The sequence below is a fragment of the Mycobacterium appelbergii genome, assembly GCF_032883035.1.
In the GTDB taxonomy this organism is placed as follows: domain Bacteria; phylum Actinomycetota; class Actinomycetes; order Mycobacteriales; family Mycobacteriaceae; genus Mycobacterium; species Mycobacterium appelbergii.
The window spans coordinates 31,922-50,566 of record NZ_JAMQTH010000015.1; the positions used below are offsets into that span (position 1 = coordinate 31,922).

The 18,645-nt window shown below is 66.6% G+C and carries 17 protein-coding genes; 9 read left to right on the plus strand and 8 right to left on the minus strand.

From position 1 onward, the window contains the following. Positions 1–8: 8 nt before the first annotated feature. Together M1247_RS28730 and M1247_RS28735 are read right to left on the minus strand one after the other, a co-directional pair. Entirely contained in the window at positions 9–650 is a 642-nt protein-coding gene (locus M1247_RS28730; RefSeq protein ID WP_317159814.1) for a hypothetical protein, read from the minus strand. Further along, positions 651–1,733 carry a M23 family metallopeptidase gene (locus tag M1247_RS28735; RefSeq protein WP_317159815.1) on the minus strand — a complete coding sequence of 361 codons (1,083 nt, stop codon included), beginning with the start codon at positions 1,731–1,733 and terminating at the stop codon, positions 651–653. Between the two features lie 262 nt (positions 1,734–1,995). Here M1247_RS28735 and sucC point away from each other — a divergent pair, with 262 nt between their 5' ends. Further along, complete coding sequence (sucC, locus tag M1247_RS28740; RefSeq protein WP_317159816.1) at positions 1,996–3,159, plus strand: ADP-forming succinate--CoA ligase subunit beta; 1,164 nt, start codon at positions 1,996–1,998, stop codon at positions 3,157–3,159. Between the two features lie 12 nt (positions 3,160–3,171). Further along, complete coding sequence (gene sucD / locus M1247_RS28745; RefSeq protein ID WP_317159817.1) at positions 3,172–4,071, plus strand: succinate--CoA ligase subunit alpha; 900 nt, start codon at positions 3,172–3,174, stop codon at positions 4,069–4,071. Positions 4,072–4,143: 72 nt separating this feature from the next. Here sucD and M1247_RS28750 read toward each other — a convergent pair whose 3' ends face one another. Genes M1247_RS28750 through M1247_RS28765 form a run of 4 tightly spaced genes read right to left on the minus strand, consistent with a single transcriptional unit; the run spans position 4,144 to position 8,912 of the window. Further along, positions 4,144–6,012 carry a S9 family peptidase gene (locus tag M1247_RS28750; RefSeq protein ID WP_317159818.1) on the minus strand — a complete coding sequence of 623 codons (1,869 nt, stop codon included), beginning with the start codon at positions 6,010–6,012 and terminating at the stop codon, positions 4,144–4,146. Between the two features lie 29 nt (positions 6,013–6,041). Next, a complete protein-coding gene (locus tag M1247_RS28755; RefSeq protein ID WP_317159819.1) occupies positions 6,042–6,656 on the minus strand; it encodes a TetR/AcrR family transcriptional regulator in 615 nt (204 codons plus the stop codon). A gap of 58 nt (positions 6,657–6,714) precedes the next feature. Continuing rightward, positions 6,715–7,800 (minus strand): ATP-binding protein, encoded by a 1,086-nt coding sequence (locus M1247_RS28760; RefSeq protein ID WP_317159820.1) that lies wholly within the window; start codon positions 7,798–7,800, stop codon positions 6,715–6,717. Then, positions 7,797–8,912 carry an ATP-binding protein gene (locus tag M1247_RS28765; protein ID WP_317159996.1) on the minus strand — a complete coding sequence of 372 codons (1,116 nt, stop codon included), beginning with the start codon at positions 8,910–8,912 and terminating at the stop codon, positions 7,797–7,799. The genes M1247_RS28760 and M1247_RS28765 overlap by 4 nt, the downstream gene beginning before the upstream one ends. A 192-nt stretch (positions 8,913–9,104) precedes the next feature. Between M1247_RS28765 and M1247_RS28770 the strand changes: the two genes are divergently transcribed. Then, positions 9,105–10,631, plus strand: coding sequence for an acetyl-CoA acetyltransferase (locus M1247_RS28770; RefSeq protein WP_317159821.1), 1,527 nt, complete (start codon positions 9,105–9,107; stop codon positions 10,629–10,631). 15 nt (positions 10,632–10,646) lie between these two features. Here M1247_RS28770 and M1247_RS28775 read toward each other — a convergent pair whose 3' ends face one another. Together M1247_RS28775 and M1247_RS28780 are read right to left on the minus strand one after the other, a co-directional pair. Continuing rightward, positions 10,647–10,970 (minus strand): hypothetical protein, encoded by a 324-nt coding sequence (locus M1247_RS28775; RefSeq protein ID WP_317159822.1) that lies wholly within the window; start codon positions 10,968–10,970, stop codon positions 10,647–10,649. Between the two features lie 97 nt (positions 10,971–11,067). Next, positions 11,068–11,916: an LLM class F420-dependent oxidoreductase gene (locus M1247_RS28780; protein WP_317159823.1), complete on the minus strand. Its 849-nt coding sequence runs from the start codon at positions 11,914–11,916 to the stop codon at positions 11,068–11,070. A gap of 129 nt (positions 11,917–12,045) precedes the next feature. Here M1247_RS28780 and sfnG point away from each other — a divergent pair, with 129 nt between their 5' ends. The 6 genes from sfnG to M1247_RS28810 all read left to right on the plus strand — a co-directional run bounded on the left by sfnG (position 12,046) and on the right by M1247_RS28810 (position 18,641). Next, the gene (gene sfnG, locus M1247_RS28785; protein WP_317159824.1) at positions 12,046–13,179 is read left to right on the plus strand and encodes a dimethylsulfone monooxygenase SfnG; all 1,134 of its coding nucleotides are present in this window, start codon (positions 12,046–12,048) and stop codon (positions 13,177–13,179) included. A 135-nt stretch (positions 13,180–13,314) separates the two neighbouring features. Beyond that, positions 13,315–14,166 carry a DUF5336 domain-containing protein gene (locus M1247_RS28790; RefSeq protein WP_317159825.1) on the plus strand — a complete coding sequence of 284 codons (852 nt, stop codon included), beginning with the start codon at positions 13,315–13,317 and terminating at the stop codon, positions 14,164–14,166. Positions 14,167–14,226: 60 nt separating this feature from the next. Further along, positions 14,227–15,762 carry a cell division protein PerM gene (locus M1247_RS28795; RefSeq protein ID WP_317159826.1) on the plus strand — a complete coding sequence of 512 codons (1,536 nt, stop codon included), beginning with the start codon at positions 14,227–14,229 and terminating at the stop codon, positions 15,760–15,762. 10 nt (positions 15,763–15,772) lie between these two features. Next, entirely contained in the window at positions 15,773–16,405 is a 633-nt protein-coding gene (gene purN, locus M1247_RS28800) for a phosphoribosylglycinamide formyltransferase (protein WP_317159827.1), read from the plus strand. A gap of 10 nt (positions 16,406–16,415) precedes the next feature. Further along, the gene (gene purH / locus M1247_RS28805) at positions 16,416–17,978 is read left to right on the plus strand and encodes a bifunctional phosphoribosylaminoimidazolecarboxamide formyltransferase/IMP cyclohydrolase (protein ID WP_317159828.1); all 1,563 of its coding nucleotides are present in this window, start codon (positions 16,416–16,418) and stop codon (positions 17,976–17,978) included. 15 nt (positions 17,979–17,993) lie between these two features. Next, the gene (locus M1247_RS28810; RefSeq protein ID WP_317159829.1) at positions 17,994–18,641 is read left to right on the plus strand and encodes an LpqN/LpqT family lipoprotein; all 648 of its coding nucleotides are present in this window, start codon (positions 17,994–17,996) and stop codon (positions 18,639–18,641) included. Positions 18,642–18,645 lie beyond the last annotated feature (4 nt).

Genomic DNA, 18,645 nt, shown 5'->3' on the forward strand with positions numbered 1-18,645 from the left:
CGCCTGCCCTAGCGTCGTCCGCTTCGGCTCCACCGACCGGTGGAGGGCAGCACCGTGAACAGGATGCTCGCCAGCGGCAGCGCCGGCATCGCGTACACGACCGGCCGCATCTGGGCCCCGGCGATGAACAAGCTGCCCCAGATCAACAGTCCGATGACCGAGCCGACCACGATCAGCAGCCTGCCCGTGCGGTGGCGCAGCAACAGTGCGATGAGGCCGCCGATGGTTGCCGCAGCCGAGATCGCGGTGAGGAAGCCGACGGCTACGCAGAACAGTTGATCGGTGCGCCACCACCCGGCGATCAGGTCGGTGGCGATCAGGGCGGTGGTCCAGCCGCTCAGAATGCTCAGCACCGCGGCGGCGATGGCCGTCCGGGGATTGATGTCGCCCGCGGTGCGCGGGATCGCCATCGGCCGCGCACGGGGGATGTAACCGGTCTGGGCATCCTCGGCAGCGGCCCCGATCAGGCTGGTAGAGGGTTCCGCATCGGTCGGGATCGAGATGGCGCCCGTCGGGTGGCGTCGGATGATGCTGGTCTGGGGTTCGGCTTCGCCCTGCGTCGGGATGGCGCCGGTGGGGTGGCGTCGGATGATGCTGGTCTGGTCGGACGGCTCAGGAAGGCCGGCTTCGGAAGGGCCGGGGTCACTCACTCAGCCAACATAGCTGCCGGGACTGAGCCCGCGCTTGGCCAGCCAGCCCACCGGGTCTATCCGGTTGGTGCCGTTGAGCAACACCTCGAAATGCAGGTGCGGGCCGGTCGAGTTGCCCCGGTTGCCCATGGTGGCGATCTGATCGCCTGCCATCACCCGCTCGCCGACGCTGACCAGCCAGGTGTTGATGTGCCCGTACAGGGTGACGGTGCCGTCGGAGTGCCGGATCTTCACCCACGCGCCGTAGCCGGCGGTCGGGCCGACGTCGGTGACGACGCCGTCGGAGGCGGCCACGATCGGGGTGCCGATCGAGTTGGCCATGTCGATGCCGCCGTGCAGAACGCCCCAGCGGTAGCCGTAGCCCGACGTCCACACGCCCTTGGTCGGCATCACGAACAGCGGGCGGGCCAGCCTGGCCTCCCGCTCGGCACGTTCCTGCGCGAAGGCCGCGGCCTTGGTGATCTCCTCGGCATGCACCGTGGAATTGCCGGTGGAGGCGACCGAGACGATCTGCATGCCGTCCACCGAGCCGGTGACGGCTGCACCGTTGGCCATGGTCGAGCCGGAGGCGAGCACGGTGTCGTCGGCGGCCTGGGCCTCGGTGCCGCTGCTGAGCGAGTAGGCACCCGCGGCGGTGGCGCCCGCGGCCATGGCGGCGATCATCAGGCGGCTCTTGACGGCCCCGGCGGTCTCCTTGCGGTGCGCACCGCGGCGGCCGGCCATGTCGATGATGTCCGTCGCGTCCATGCCGTCGCTGACATCGGTGTGGCTGTCGCGGTAGGCGTAATCGGCGCTGCGCTCATCGCGCGCATCCGGGCGGAACCGTGACGGCACGACCAGCCGGATGGGGGTCAGATCGTCGGTGTCGTGCATGTCGTCGAGCTCGGGGGCCCGGATGACCTGAGATTCCCGGTCGAACGCACTGGATGCGTGATACTCCACGTCGGCGAGATGGCCGAACTCGTTGAACGGGATGATGTCGGTGATTTCCGCAGCGTCCAGCTCGTCCGGCGAGACGATTCTGCGGTGCCGTGCGTTCGTCGTCACTCCCTCAGAAGCTACGGACGAACGGTGTTGCGACAACCCGAAAGATCCTTCTCTCGTGACCTGAACGTTATCTGGAACCAGAGGCACGTTAACCAAATCCCAATGATGGTGGCAACTTATCGGCTTATTCCGGGTAAGAATGTGACCTGTATCACCGCCTCGTGCCCGGTGAGATCTACCACATCCGCGGTAGGCGATGCCAACGGCTCACTCCGCGATGGATAAAGTTCCCCCGGGCCCGTCAGGCATCTACCAGTCCGGGCAGTTACGAAGTTCAACGCAGACAGACAGTGAGCCAATGGATCTTTTCGAATACCAGGCGAAAGAGCTGTTCGCCAAGCACAACGTCCCCACGACGCCCGGCCGGGTGACCGATTCCGCCGAGGACGCGAAGGCGATCGCCACCGAAATCGGCCGTCCTGTGATGGTGAAGGCGCAAGTCAAGGTTGGTGGCCGCGGCAAGGCCGGTGGTGTGAAGTACGCAGCCACCCCCGATGACGCGTTCACTCATGCCAACAACATCCTCGGTCTCGACATCAAGGGCCACGTGGTCAAAAAGTTGCTGGTGGCTGAAGCCAGCGACATCGCCGAGGAGTACTACATCTCCTTCCTGCTCGATCGCGCCAACCGCACATACCTGGCGATGTGCTCGGTCGAGGGCGGTGTGGAGATCGAAGTCACCGCCGAGGAGAACCCCGACGCCCTGGCCAAGGTGCCCGTCGACGCCGTCAAGGGTGTCGACCTGGCGCTGGCTCGTGAGATCGCCGAGAAGGGCAAGCTGCCCGCCGAGGTGCTCGACGCTGCCGCGGTGACCATCCAGAAGCTGTGGGACGTGTTCGTCGGCGAAGACGCCACGCTGGTGGAGGTCAACCCGCTGGTGCGCACCCCGGACGATCAGATCCTGGCGCTGGACGGCAAGGTCACCCTCGACGAGAACGCCGACTTCCGTCAGCCCGGTCACGCCGAGTTCGAGGACAAGGACGCGACCGACCCGCTCGAGCTCAAGGCCAAGGAAAACGACCTCAACTACGTCAAGCTCGACGGCGCGGTCGGCATCATCGGCAACGGCGCGGGCCTGGTCATGTCGACGCTGGACGTGGTCGCCTACGCGGGCGAGAAGCACGGTGGCGTGAAGCCGGCCAACTTCCTGGACATCGGTGGTGGCGCCTCGGCCGAGGTGATGGCCAACGGTCTGGACGTGATCCTCAACGACAGCCAGGTCAAGAGCGTGTTCGTCAACGTATTCGGCGGCATCACCGCGTGTGACGCGGTCGCCAACGGCATCGTGGGCGCGCTCAAGAAGCTCGGTGACGAGGCCAACAAGCCGCTGATCGTCCGCCTGGACGGCAACAACGTCGAAGAAGGCCGCCGCATCCTGGCCGAGGCCAACCATCCCCTGGTCATCCAGGCCGAGACCATGGACGCCGGCGCCGACAAGGCCGCCGAGCTGGCGAATAAGTAAGGGACACTTGATATGTCGATTTTTCTGAACAAGGACAGCAAGGTCATCGTCCAGGGCATCACCGGCGGCGAGGGCACCAAGCACACCGCGCTGATGCTCAAGGCAGGCACCCAGGTCGTCGGCGGCGTGAACGCGCGCAAGGCCGGCACCAAGGTGTCGCATGTCGACAAGAATGGTCAAAGTGTCGAGTTGCCGGTGTTCGGTTCGGTCGCCGAGGCCATGAAGGAGACCGGCGCCGACGTGTCGATCGCGTTCGTGCCGCCTGCATTCTCCAAGGACGCCATCATCGAGGCCATCGACGCCGAGATTCCGCTGCTGGTGGTCATCACCGAGGGAATCCCGGTGCAGGACAGCGCTTATGCGTGGGCCTACAACGTGGACAAGGGTGAGAAGACCCGCATCATCGGGCCGAACTGCCCGGGCATCATCACCCCCGGGGAGTCGCTGGTCGGCATCACGCCCAACAACATCACCGACAAGGGCCCGATCGGCCTGGTGTCGAAGTCGGGCACGCTGACCTACCAGATGATGTACGAGCTGCGCGATCTCGGCTTCTCCACCGCCATCGGCATCGGCGGTGACCCGGTCATCGGCACGACCCACATCGACGCGATCGCGGCGTTCGAGAAGGATCCGGAGACCAAGGTCATCGTGATGATCGGCGAGATCGGTGGCGACGCCGAAGAGCGGGCCGCCGACTACATCAAGGCCAACGTCACCAAGCCGGTCGTCGGCTACGTCGCGGGCTTCACCGCGCCGGAGGGCAAGACCATGGGCCACGCCGGCGCCATCGTGTCGGGCTCCTCGGGTACCGCCGCCGCCAAGAAGGAGGCCCTTGAGGCCGCCGGGGTGAAGGTCGGCAAGACTCCGTCGGAGACCGCCAACCTGGCCCGGGAGATCCTGCAGGGCTGATTTTTTCTGGCGAGCAGACAGTTAGGCCCCCGAAATCACTGGATTTCGGGGGCCTAACTGTCTGCTCGCCAGCTAAAGGCGACCGCCTAGATGCTGCGCGAGGAAGCGGTCGACTGCGTGGTACATGTCGATCTGGTTGTCCGGGTTGAGGAATCCGTGCCCTTCGTCTTCCTTGACCATGTACTCGACCTCGACGCCGCGTTCGCGCAGTGCCGCCACGAGGTTGTCGGACTCGGCCTGCACCACGCGGGAGTCGTTGGCGCCCTGGATGACCAGTAGCGGGGTGCGGATCTGGTCCACCCGGGTGATCGGGGAGCGGGCCAGCATGTCGGCTTCCTGCTTGGGGTCGGACGGGTCGCCGACGTACAGGTGCCAGTTGGTGGCCAGGAACCGTCGGCCTACATTCGGCAGCGTGCGCATGAAGTTGGCCAGGCTGGAGATGCCGACGTAGTCGATGGCCGCCGCGAAGACATCCGGGGTGAACGTGACGCCGACCAGCGACGCGTAACCACCGTAGGAGCCGCCGAAGATCGCCACTTTGTCGCGGTCGGCGTAGCCCTGTTTGACGGCCCAGTCCACGGCGTCGATGAGGTCATCGTGCATCTTGCCGGCGAACTCTCCGATGGCCGCCTTGGTGAACGCCTTGCCGTAGCCGGTCGATCCACGAAAGTTGACCTGTAGCACCGCATAACCGCGATTGGCCAGCATCTGTACGTCGGGTTGGAAGCTCCAGCAGTCCCGCGCCCACGGACCGCCGTGCACCAGCAGCACCATGGGCAGATTGACCGGTTCCACCCCGACCGGCAACGTCAGATACGAATGCAGCTCCAGCCCGTCGCGCGCGGTGACGGTCACCGGTGACATCGGCGCCAGCTTCTCGGGATCCAGATGAGGATAGGGCCGGAACAACAGCCTGCTCTCACCGGTGGCGTGGTCGTAGAGGTAGGTGGCGTGAGGATCGCGGTCGTGGGCGAAGCTGACGATCCACCGCTGCTCGGCCGCGTCGGAGGATATGGAGGACAGGTCCCCGTCGGACAGTTTGGTCAGATTCGCCAGTACCGCAGCGAAATCCGGATCCAGGGGGTGGATCACCTGACGTTCGCCGTAGTATCGGGCGCCGATCAATTCGCCCGTGCGCTCGCTGAGGATCATCGGCGACGGGAGAACCATCTGGGCAGCAAGATCGAACGTCGGATGGCTGTCGACCTCGGTTTCGGCGCCGGTGGCCACGTCGACCCGCACCAGTCGGGTCCGATCACTGCCCCGGTTGGAGCCGAGCCAGATGCCGGTGCCGTCCGGAGTGATCACGACCGGATGGATGCCCAACGGGTAGTCGGTGCCGTCGTAGACCGTGACGGGGCGCAATGTGGCTGTCGCGGAATCCCATTGCGATATCTCGACATCACCGTCGGCGGTCAGCGTGTTGGTGAACAGGTCGCCATTGGGGGCGCTCAGCCAGCCGACGACGGTGCCGGGATTCTCCGCGACGAGGGTGAGTTCGCCCGTGGCGATGTCGAGTTCGTAGACGTCGAACAGTTCGGGGTTGCGCCTGTTGATCTGAACGATCGCTTTGCCCGGTAGCCCCTTGGGCAGCTCGAAGCTCGCCCTGACATCCGGGAACGGCGTCAGGTCCACGGCCGCGGCATCCGGGTCGTCCGGATCGATGCGGTAGATGTGCCAGTTCTCATCGCCGCCGTTGTCCTGCATGTAGAGCAGCCACCGGGAATCGTGGGTCCAGTGGAAGATGTAGACACTGCGGGTCTCATCGGCGGTCACACACCGCGGGGCCTGGTCGGTGTCGAGGTTTTCGACCCACACATTGAGCCGGTTCTGCCACGGTGCCAGGTAGGCGATCCTGGTGCCATCGGGTGAGATCTGCGCCCCCGCCCGTACCGGGGGCCTGAAAAAGTCTTCTACCGTGATGAGTTCGGGTAGCGCCATGAACTTCCTTTCGGGTTTTCGATGAAGTGTCAGGGGGTGACCGGCCCGCCGAGCCGGCCGTTGGTGGCCTCCCGGATGGCCCGGTCCATGAGCGCCAGCGCCTCGGCTTGGCTCACCTTGTGGTTGTTCACGATCACTGCCCGCGTCACCTCCTCGTCGACGACCCGGAACGCCGCGGTGACCGCCGCCGCGGAAAGGCGCACCGTCAGGTCGTCCTCGGGCAGTCGCAACCGGTCGGCGAACACCGGGATGAGACCCTGCTCCATCTGGTCGTGCACCATCAGATAGGCAGTGCGCAACGCAGGTTCGTCGGTCGTCATCGTGGCGAGGCGCATTGCGCTGATCTCGTCCTCGATGTCCTGCGGCGGGAGAGGATGCGCAATCATGTCTGCCACAAGGTGATCCGACAGCGACAGCTCATGCGGCCACCGCCGGGCCGAGGCCAGGAACCGGTCGGCCGACTTGGCGAGCAGCGGTTCGACGCAACTTTCCTTGGACCGGAAGTAGCGCCAGATCGTGCGCGTCGACAGGCCCGCGGCGGCGGCGATATCGTCCCCGCTCGTCGCGGAGACCCCGTTTTCCCAGAACAGGGCGGAGGCGATTCGCGACACCTCAAGGCGCGCCAGTGCCTGTTTCTCGTTCATCACTCTCACCTCCTGTCACTTAGTGACAATCCCACTCTGTCACTAAGTGACAGGATCGTCAAGCCGGGATGGTGCCGTTCTCGCGGTACTGCACAACGTGGCGTACGAGCGGATCGTTGAGTTCGTACCAGGTGGCGCGGCGGTCACCGGTGTCCGACTTGGTGGCCACCACCCACCGGGCAGCCGCGAGCCGACCCAGTGCGGCCGAGGCGGTCTGATTCGAAACACCCACCGCCCCAGAGAGTTCGGAGACGGTTCGGGGCCCGTCCCCGCGAGCCAGCTCCACCACCAGGCGCTGCTCTCCGGCCGGCAGTTGCCACAGCCGCTGCTGGTAGGACGGTGCGAGCCGGTCCAATAGCGTGGCCAGCACCGGTTCCAGTGCCACCAGCGCGGACGTATCGACGAAGTCGGCCACCATGTGCCATAACCGCGGTGAGCCACCTGCCAGGCTCGCGACGGCGGCGAGGCGCTCCGAGCCGGCGGGGGAGCTGACGTAGGCGGCCAGCTCGTCGTCGCCGCGGCCCTTGGCCACGCGTGCGATGATCTCCGCCCCTTCGGCGACGGTCAGATCAGGCAGTTCCTCGATGATGAACGAGCCGTACCAGGGATGAGTCCGTGATGACACGCCGGGGAACAAGGCGGGCGCGGTCGCGAAAACCAATACTGCGGTTGATGTTTCCACCCAGGCGCGAAGGCTGCCCTGTCCTGCTTCGCCCATGCCGTCGAACACCCGGTCCAGGTTCTCGATAGCCAGCAGCACCATCCGGCCGTCAGCCAGATCGAGGATCTCCCGTTCGAGCGCAACGACGTCGTCACGGGAGGTGGGTGGACGGCGCTGTGTCCGCAGCAGCTCGACCAGCAGGTCGCCGTAGCTTCCGATGGCCAACGAGTCTTCCGGAAGCATCAGTAACAGCGTGCCTTTGGCGGTTGTCTTGTTCGCCAGCGCGCGGTGGATCGCCACCTGGAGGGTGTGGGTCTTACCGCTACCGCGGGGCGCGACGAGCAGGGTGTGTGGACGGGAGCCATCCCGGGCGGCACCGATGATTCGATTGGTCAGTCGGGCCAGCAGGTCGGATCGGCCGACGGTGCGGGCGTCCAGCTCGGTCCGATTGACGGCCGACGGCGTGAACAGCGGAGTGCTCATCGCCGCATCGCCTGCCAAGCCGCCTGCACCAACGCCGACGCGAAGCAATCGTCGTCGCCCACGCGGCGCAGGTAGTGGTCCTGTTCGAGACGTTCGATGAACGAGACAAGCTGGTCGCGGTCGCGGATGGGCGAGCCCTCGGAGTGGAGCCGCTGCAGTACGGTGTCGACGCCCAATGGCGTTGGGGCATAGGCGTAGATGTCCAGCAGGTTGGCGATCGCCGGGCTGTCCTCGCCGTAGTAGTTGCGCAGCCGGTCGCGGTAGTGGCGCAGGTCCCATGGATCGTGTGGGTCGGTTATGGCCGTGCTGAGGGACTCGGCGATCTGGGCCGGGTGGACAGCGCCCCCGGCCTTGGCTGCGGCAGCCACGAGGTGCTGGATGTAGTAGGGCACGTTTTCGGCTGCGGCGGCTATGGATTCGGCGACCGGGTGCTGGTCGGTCGTGGGAACCTGAGCCCCGAGTAGCAGACACTCGGCCAGGTAGGTGGCGTGATCGTGGCGGATCGGGCCGACGGTGACCTTTCGGATGTCGTTGACCGAACTGAGGGCATCTCCCGAGACATGATGAAAGCCGATAGATCCGGACAGGATGGTGGCCAGCCGGCCGGCGTTCTCCTGCCGGAAGCGACGCAGCAGATGCAGGAACGCGTCGCCGGCACCGGGCTTGTCCCGTTCCAGGTTGCGCGCGAGCACGGTGACCTCGTCGATGAAGAGGATCAGCAGCCCGCCGTGGGCGCGCGCCACCGCGCGCTGGAGCAGATCGTCGAGTGCGGCCTCGGCGCGGGCACGTTCGAAGCGGACCGGCCCGGTGCCGAATGCGATTCGCCAGCGCTCCACCTCCTGGCGGAGCACGTTGTCGACGCGGCCGAGTTCGCCGGCCAGTGCGCTGACGAACTCGTCATAGTTCTGGCGTTCGGCACTGACCGACACCACCGTGAGCCCGCGCTGACGGGCGGTGTGCGCGACGAGGCGGGACAGCGAGGTCTTTCCGTGCCTGCGGTCACCGACCAGTGCAGCGCCGCCGTCGGGCAGGCTGGCGAGGATCTCCTGCTGTTCACGCACCCGGCCCACGACATTCTCGGGCGGCACCACACCACCGACTACCAGCGACATTGGGCGCACGGGCCAAGTCATCACCAAAGTCTACGCCAGTGTTGATGTACGTCAATAATGATGTACGTCTGAAACGATGTACGTCGGACCGTCAGCACCCCGTGTCAGCGGAGCGTCGCCACCGGTACCGATTGTCAGCGATCATCCCGAATCCGTTAGCCTGGCGAATTAACAGCTGTCAGGAGGTTGCTCATGGTCGATCCGCGCACACCGGTCATCGTCGGCGTCGGGCAGTTCACCGAGCGCATCGACGATCCCGGCTACCGCGGCATGTCCTCGGTGGAATTGGCGACGGCCGCGGCGCAGGCAGCGCTGCGGGACACCGGAGCCGACGTCGATGCCATCGCGAAGGCCATCGACACCGTGGCCGGAACCCGCCAGTTCGAGATCTCCGGTCGGACTCCGGCGCCCATGGGCAAGTCGAACAACTACCCGCGGTCGGTAGCGGGGCGTATCGGTGCGGACCCGGCAACGGCTGTCCTGGAGGTCATCGGCGGGCAGAGCCCGCAGCATCTGATCACCGAATTCGCCGGCGCCGTAGCCGCGGGCGAGGCCGACGTCGTGCTGGTGATCGGCTCGGAGAACACTTCGAGCATCCGGTATTTCGCCGACCATGAGGAGAAGCCCGATCACTCCGACACCGTCGAGGGGCAGTTGGAGGACCGTGGCTTCGGCTACGACGGCATCTTCGACGAGTACACGATCAAGCACGGGCTGATCGGGGCCCCGGTGCAGTACGGCCTGCTGGAGAACGCCCGCCGGGCAAGGCTGGGTTTGTCGGTTGCCGATTACCGCCTGAAGATGGCCGAGTTGTTTGCACCGTTTTCGAAAGTGGCTGCCAAGAACCCGTTTTCGTCGGCACCGGTGGAACGCTCGGTCGAGGAGCTGGCCACCGTCACCGACAGCAACCGGATGATCTGCGATCCGTACCCGCGCCTGATGGTCGCCCGCGATCAGGTCAACCAGGGTGCGGCCGCGCTGCTCATGTCGGTGGAGACGGCGCGCCGCCTCGGGGTGCCCGAGGAGAGGTGGGTTTACCTGCGTGGTCACGCCGATATGAAGGAGCAGAAGCTGCTGGAGCGTGCTGATCTCGGCGCCAGCCCGGCTTCGGTGATGGCGGTGGGTGAGGCACTGCGGGTCGCCGGCATCGGGCTTGACGACGTTGCCGCGTTCGATCTGTACAGCTGTTTTCCGTTCCCGGTGTTCAACATCGGTGACGGCACCGGCCTGGCCGCCGATGATCCGCGCGGCCTGACGATGACCGGTGGTCTGCCGTACTTCGGCGGGCCGGGCAACAACTACTCGTTGCACGGCATCGCTGAGGCCGTCAACGAAATGCGGGACAAGCCGGGGCAATTCGCATTGGTCGGGGCCAACGGCGGCATTGCCAGCAAGTACTCGGTGGGCATCTATTCCACCGAGCCGGCCGATTGGGTGCCCGACAACAGTGCCGAGTTGATCGAACAGGTGGCGGCGCTTCCGAAGGTCGCCATCACGGAGCAGGCCGACGGTGCGGCCACCATTGAGACCTACACCGTGCGCTACGACTGGACGCCGCGTACCGGCATCATCATCGGGCGCCTGCGGGCCGACGGCAGCCGATTCCTGGCGACGACCGACGACGAGGCCCTGCTTGCCCTGCTGTCCGACGGTGACCCGCTCGGTGCGTCGATCGTGGTGCGCTCGACCGACAAGGGCAACCGCGCGTCACTGGCCTGACTGGCCTGACTGGCCTTACAGCGTCAGGGGGCCGTACCGGCGGTGCAGGAACTGCCGCGAGACTCCCAGTGCGCCACCGATCTGACCCCACGAGAGGCCGGCCGCGCGTCCCGCCAGTATCGCGTGCTCGTATCGGGTCTTTGCCCGGGCGAGATTGTCGCGGGCAGAGGCAAGTTGACGCATGCTGCCATGACCGTCCAGGCAGGTCTCGAAGGGCTCGGCGGGCGCGATCGGTTCGTGTGCCGCGAGCTCCCTCTGGAACGCCTCCCATGAGCGGCGCTGAAATTCCTTCAGTTCAGGATCGTTGGCCCACCAGGGTTCGGGCGTGTCGGTCGTCACGGCAGTGTCCTTGGATTCGGTTGTCGCCTTTGGTTGACGCTCTTCCAGAGGAGTATGTGCCGACCCTCCGACAAGGGCTGCAACGCTGCGAGGTGTGTCAGACCAACGCGGCGAGCTTGCCCGCCAAGCGCTCCACGTACGAGGCAACGTCGGCCTCGGAACGGTCGGGCAGCCCGAACAGCACCTCGGTCACCCCGAGCTCACCCCAGCGGGCCAGCTTGTCCGGATCGGGCTTGAAGTCCAGCGCCACGATCTGCGGCGCGCCGGAGCGCCCGGCGGCGGCCCAGGTGTCCTGCAGCAGCTTCACCGGCGCGTCGATGTCGAAGTCACGCGGTGTGGTGATCCAACCGTCGGCCGACTTGGCGATCCACTTGAAGTTCTTTTCGGTGCCAGCCGCGCCGACCAGCACCGGGATGTGGGACTGGACGGGCTTGGGCCACGCCCATGACGGCCCGAAGTTCACGAATTCGCCTTCGTAGGAGGCTTCTTCCTCGGTCCACAGCGCACGCATGGCTTCCAGGTATTCGCGCAGCATGGTGCGGCGGCGCCCCGGCGGCACGTTGTGGTCGGCGAGTTCGTCGGTGTTCCAACCGAAGCCGACGCCCAGGCTGACCCTGCCACCCGACAGATGGTCCAGGGTCGCGATGGATTTGGCCAGGGTGATCGGGTCGTGCTCGACGGGCAGCGCGACGGCCGTCGACAACCGCACCCGCGAGGTCACCGCGCACGCGGCGCCCAGCGACACCCACGGATCCAGGGTGCGCATATAGCGGTCGTCGGGCAGGGACTCGTCGCCGGTGGTGGGGTGGGCGGCCTGTCGTTTGACCGGGATATGGGTGTGTTCGGGCACGTAGAACGTGGTGAAGCCATGATCGTCGGCGAGCTTGGCGGCTTTGGCCGGCGCGATGCCGCGGTCACTGGTGAAGAGAACGAGCCCATAGTCCATGCCCAGAATTAGAACGTGTTTCAGTCTGAGTAGCAAGACTAAGGGTCTCGTTGTACCGGGACTCCGGCAGATAACTTCACCGCGAGCGTTACCGGCGACGTGCGCGACGCGGTTTGCTGGCATGTGAGGATGACCACCGAACGCGTTTCCGAACACGTCAAGTTCGCATACTGGGTGCCCAATGTCAGCGGCGGCCTGGTCACCAGCGATATCGAGCAGCGCACCGACTGGAATTACGACTACAACGTCAAACTGGCGCAGACCGCCGAGAAGAACGGCTTCGAGTACGCGCTGAGCCAGGTCCGCTATGAGGCCAGTTACGGCGCCGAATTCCAGCACGAGTCGACCAGCTTCAGCCTGGCGCTGCTGCTGGCCACCGAGAAACTGAAGGTCATCGCGGCCGTCCACCCGGGGCTGTGGCAGCCCGCAGTGCTGGCCAAACTGGGCGCAACGGCCGATCACCTCAGCAATGGCCGGTTCGCGGTCAACGTGGTGTCGGGCTGGTTCAAGGACGAGTTCACCCATCTGGGCGAACCGTGGCTCGAACACGACGAGCGTTACCGCCGAAGTGCGGAGTTCCTGCAGGTACTGCGTGCCATTTGGACGAACGACGACCCGGTTGAATTCCGCGGTGACTTCTATCGCATCCACGACTTCACCCTCAAGCCCAAGCCACTCAACACCCCGCAGCGGCCCAACCCGGAGATCTTCCAAGGCGGCAACTCGACGGCGGCCCGCCGCAACGGCGGCCGGTACTCCGACTGGTACTTCTCCAACGGCAAGGATTTCGACGGCCTCACCGAACAGGTGGTCGAGGTGCGCGACCACGCGCGCGACGCCGGCCGGGAAGTGAAGTTCGGGCTCAACGGCTTCATCATCGCCCGTGACACCGAAAAGGAGGCCAAAGAGGTCCTCAGGGAGATCATCGCCAAGGCCAACAAGCCCGCGGTAGACGGTTTCCGCTCCGCGGTGCAGCAGGCAGGCAATTCCACCGGAGACGGGAAGGGGATGTGGGCCGATTCGAGCTTCGAGGACCTCGTTCAGTACAACGACGGCTTCCGCACCCAGCTGATCGGGACTCCCGAGCAGATAGCGGAACGCATTGCGGCGTATCGCAAGCGCGGCGTCGACCTGATCCTCGGCGGGTTCCTGCACTTCCAGGAGGAAATCGAATATTTCGGCGCCAAGGTGCTGCCTCTGGTGCGTGAAATCGAGGCTGCTGAACAGGATTCGGCCGACGCGTCCGTACTGGTATCTGCTTGAGACCGCTCTGTCACACATCGTGTGTGCCGACCACACACCTGGGTGCGCTAGCGTGGAAGATCGAATCGCTCAGGCGGCCCGTATTGATGTTTGTGTGAACGCACGATGCGACGCCCAATCAGCACAGGAGAGGTCATGACGTACCCGCCCAGTAGCCCCGGATACCCGCCCGCCCCACAATCAGGCTCCCAGTACGGCGCCACCCAGCCGCAGTTCGCGAAGCCCACAGAGCCCGGTGCCAGCAGCCTGCCCGAGTTCCTGCTGATGGCAGTCGCCGCGCTGGGTCTCATCGTCTACCTGCTCACCTTCGCCGACCTCGTGAAGGCCACCGACGGCTTCGTGGTGTCGAGCGGCTCCTCGGGCGTGGACACCAGCGCGGCCCTGCTGGCCGGCCTGCTGGCCGGTGTCAGCCTGCTGCCCAAGCAGCGGAAGCTGACCGCCGTCGTGGCCGCGGTCTCCACCTTGGCGGCCCTGCTGGTGATCAGTGCCGTCATCGGCGGCATCGACTTCATCACCTGGGCCTACTGGGCGATTCTCGCGCTCACCGTGATCCAGGCCGGCTGCGCCATCGCGGCGTTGCTGTACGACGCCGGTGTGCTCACCCCGCCTGCCCCCAAGCCTGCGTACGACCAGCAGCCCGGGTACGGCCAGTACGGCGGCCCGTCGCAGTACTACGGTCAGCAGAGCCAGCCGCAGCACGGCGGCCAGCCCTACCAGCAGGCGCCTTCGCAGCGCCCCGGCTACCCGTCGCAGTACGGCAGCTACCCCGGCGGATCGAATACCGGTGGCTTCCCCTCGCAGCAGGGCCAGCAAGGCCAGCAGGGTCAGCAAGGGCAGCAGAGCGGCCCGCCGACCCCGCCCACCGGCTTCCCCACCTACGGCCAGCCGCAGCAGCAGTCGAACGCCTCGGCGCCGACCACACAGGTTCCGGCACAGCCGCAGGCACAGCAGTCACCTTCACAGCAATCTGGCCCTGCGCCGTCGTAAGCTGATCCGCGCGTGCGTGATCTGCGCACGCGCGGTCTTTTACGAGGAGCGGCCCAGCTAGTGGAAAACCGACCAGTCGGCACACGTCAGGCGCGTGAGCTGCTCCGGGTCGCGTTCGGGCCTTCCGTGGTGGCGTTGGTCATCATCGCCGCGGTGACGCTGTTGCAGCTGCTCATCGCCAACAGCGATATGACGGGCGCGTTCGGCGCGATCGCGAGCATGTGGCTGGGTGTGCACCAGGTGCCGGTGTCCATCGGCGGTAGCGAACTCGGCGTGATGCCGCTGCTGCCGGTGCTGGCGATGGTGTGGGGCACCGCACGCACCACGGCGGCGGCGACGGCGCCCAACTCATCCTGGTTCGTCACGCGCTGGGTGATCGGCTCGGCGCTGGGCGGGCCTTTGCTGATCGCCGCGATCATGCTGGCGATCATTCACGACGCGGCCTCGGTGATCACCGAACTTCAGACCCCCAGCGCGCTGCACGCGTTCGTCGCGGTACTGGCCGTGCACGCGGTCGGTGCGGCGATCGGGGTGGGCGCCCGCGTGGGGCGACGCACCCTGGCCGCCTCCCCGCTGCCGGACTGGCTGCCCGACGCGTTCCGTGCCGCGGGCGCCGGCGTGCTGGCCTTGTTCGGCCTGTCCGGCGTGGTCACGGCCGCGTCGCTGGTCGTGCACTGGGCCACCATGCACGATCTCTACGCCATCACCGACACGGTGTTCGGGCAGCTCAGCCTGACGGCGCTGTCGGTGCTCTACATCCCCAATGTGATCGTCGGAACCTCCGCGATCGCCGTCGGCTCCAGCGCGCACGTCGGGCTGGCCACCTTCAGTTCCTTCACGGTGTTCGGCGGCGACATCCCGGCGGTGCCGATACTGGCCGCGGTGCCTGCCCCACCGCTGGGCCCGGTCTGGGTGGCGCTGCTGATCGTCGGTGCCGCCTCGGCGGTGGTGGTCGGCCAGCAGTGTGCCCGCAGGCCGCTACCTGCCCTTGAGGCCCTGGCCAAGCTGGTGGTCGCCGCGGCGGTGGCGGCCGTGACGATGGCGGTGCTCGGCTATGCCGGGAGCGGGCGGCTCGGCAACTTCGGTGACGTCGGCGTGGATCAGTCCACGTTCGCGCCTGGGGTGTTCTTGTGGTTTGCCGGTATCGGCGGGCTGACCGTGGCGATGTCGGGCGGCATCGCGCGCGGCCGTATCCGGACCCGGCGTGTTGCCGCGGCGGCGCCTGAACCGGAGCCCGAGCCCGAATTCGAGGACCGGGAGTACGACCAGGAGTACGAGCCCCAGGAAGCCTTCGAGGAAGAGGTCTTCGTCGACGCCGAGATTGTCGACGCCGAGATCGTGGACGACGACGTGGACGAGGCGGGCGCACAGACGGACGGGGAGCCGATCGTGGCCTGGCCGGCCCAGGACGTGTCCGACGACGCCGGCCAAACTGACCACGCGATCGAAGCCTTCGAAGCCGAAGAACCCATCGACGTCGTCGAGGAACCCCACGGCGCCGTCCTGCCCGACCCCGACGCGTTCGGCGATCCCGAGGACCACTTCATCGTCGATGAGGACGTGTCCCGCGACAAGCCCCGCGACGTGGCCGACTAGGCTGCTGCGCGTGCAGCAACCCCTACGTGTGCCCCCGAGTGCACCGGCACGGCTGGTAGTGCTGGCCTCAGGCACCGGATCGCTGCTCGCATCGCTACTGGCCGCGGCCGTCGCCGATTATCCGGCGCGGGTGGTTGCGGTGGGCGCGGACCGTAAGTGCGCCGCCCTGGACATCGCCGCCGACGCCGGGGTGCCGTCGTACGCCGTGCGCCTCGCCGATTATCCGGACCGGCCGGCCTGGGATGCGGCGATCACCGCCGCCACCGCCGAACATCAGCCGGATCTGGTGGTTTCTGCCGGGTTCATGAAGATACTTGGGCCGGAGTTCCTTTCGCGTTTCCCCGGCCGGGTGGTCAACACCCATCCGGCGTTGCTTCCCGCCTTTCCCGGCGCCCATGCCGTGCCCGAGGCGCTGTCCTACGGCGTGCGCGTGACGGGATGCACGGTGCACCTGGTCGACGCCGGGATGGACACCGGGCCGATCGTGGCGCAGGAGCCCGTCGAGGTACATGACGACGACACCGAAGAGACTTTGCACGAGCGCATCAAGATCGTCGAACGACGATTGCTGGTGGACGTGCTGGCCGCGCTGGCAACCCGCGGCGTGACCTGGACCGGACGAAAGGCGACCTTCGGATGTTGAGGACACAGCGATGAGCGACAAGAGACCGATCCGGCGGGCGTTGATCAGCGTCTATGACAAGACCGGCCTCGCGGATCTGGCCCGCGGCCTGCACGAGGCGGGCGTCGTGATCGTCTCGACCGGGTCAACCGCCAAAACCATTGCGGCCACCGGCGTTCCGGTCACCCCCGTCGAAGAGGTGACAGGGTTTCCCGAGGTGCTCGACGGCCGGGTGAAGACGCTGCATCCGCGGGTGCACGCCGGGCTGCTGGCCGACACCCGCAAGCCCGAGCACATCGCGGCGCTGACCGAACTCGGTGTCGAGGCGTTCGAGCTGGTGGTGGTGAACCTGTACCCGTTCTCCGAGACGGTGGAATCCGGTGCCTCGGTGGACGAATGCGTCGAGCAGATCGACATCGGTGGGCCGTCGATGGTGCGGGCCGCCGCCAAGAACCATCCGAGTGTCGCGGTCGTCGTCGAACCGCTGGGCTATGACGGGGTGCTGGCCGCGGTGCGTGCCGGCGGGTTCACGCTGGAGGAGCGAAAGAAGCTGGCCTCGTTGGCCTTCCGGCATACCGCCGAGTATGACGTCGCGGTGGCCAGTTGGATGGGCTCCACGCTGGCCCCGGAGGATCCCGTGCAGCCGCAGCCTGCGTGGTTCGCCGGCACCTGGCACCGCAGCGCGGTGTTGCGATACGGCGAGAACCCCCATCAGCAGGCCGCGGTGTACCGCGACGATTCTGCTTGGCCGGGCCTGGCGCAGGCAGAACAGTTGCACGGCAAAGAGATGTCGTACAACAACTACACCGACGCCGACGCGGCGTGGCGCGCGGCGTTCGACCACGAGCAGACCTGTGTGGCAATCATCAAGCACGCCAACCCGTGTGGCATCGCGATCTCCTCGGTGTCGGTGGCCGATGCACACCGCAAGGCCCACGAATGCGATCCGCTGAGCGCCTTCGGTGGCGTCATCGCCGCGAACACCGAAGTGACCGTGGAGATGGCCGAGACCGTCGCCGACATCTTCACCGAGGTGATCATCGCCCCGGCCTATGAGGCCGGCGCCGTGGACGTGCTGGCCCGCAAGAAGAACATCCGCATCCTGGTGGCCTCCGAGCCGCTGGTCGGCGGCACCGAATTGCGTCAGATCAGCGGCGGCCTGCTGCTGCAGCAGCGGGACGCGATCGACGCCGAGGGCGACGATCCGAACAACTGGACACTGGCCACCGGCGAGCCCGCCGACCCGCAGACCCTGACCGACCTGGCGTTCGCCTGGCGGACCTGTCGCGCGGTGAAGTCGAACGCGATCGTGGTGGTCAAGGAGGGCGCCACGGTCGGTGTGGGCATGGGTCAGGTGAACCGGGTGGACGCGGCCCGGCTGGCCGTGCAGCGTGCCGGTGACCGGGTCCAGGAGGCGGTCGCGGCCTCCGACGCGTTCTTCCCGTTCCCGGACGGACTGGAAACGCTCACCGCAGCCGGCGTGAAGGCGATCGTCCACCCCGGCGGGTCGATGCGCGACGACGTGGTGACCGCAGCAGCCGAGGCGGCCGGTATCACGTTGTACCTGACCGGCGCCCGGCACTTCGCCCACTGAGTACGGTCAGTAGACATGAAGACTGCGTTGAGGACGGCGGCCCTGGCCGCGGCGATGGTGCTGTTGGCGTCGTGCACGCGCTACGCCGACGATGCCCGCGCGGTGGCAGGCCCAGACCTGTTGGAGGCCGCGGGTTCCGGCGCGTCGGAGTGCAGCACCGTCGACGCGGAGCTGACCACGGTTCCGGCCGTCGACGACGGCGACCCGGTGCTGAAGATTCCACAGCCCGATGGCTGGGAACGCTCCACGATGATGGATTCGAACCTGATCCGGTTCGCGATGGCCAACCGGAGCCTGGCCGTCGACAACTTCGCGCCGACGGCGGTGGTGACACTGGAGAGCGCGCCGGGCGAAGAGGACCCCGACGTGGTGTTCGACAGCCAGCGCGCCTCGTTGGAGTCCCAGTTGGGCGTGACGGGTGTGGAGGTCACCGAACACACGCTGTGCGGCCTGCCCGCCAAGGTCATGCACTACGAGATGCCGGTGATGGGAACGGTGGCGCCGCACCCGGCCATGGTGCTGTTCGCGGTGATGCACACCGATGACACCACATATGCCGTGGCCGTGACGGTGCAGACCACCGATCCGGACAACCCGACCTACAAGCGTGACTCCGACACGATCCTCAACGGCTTCCAGATGCTGCCGCCGTCGAAGTCCTGATCGC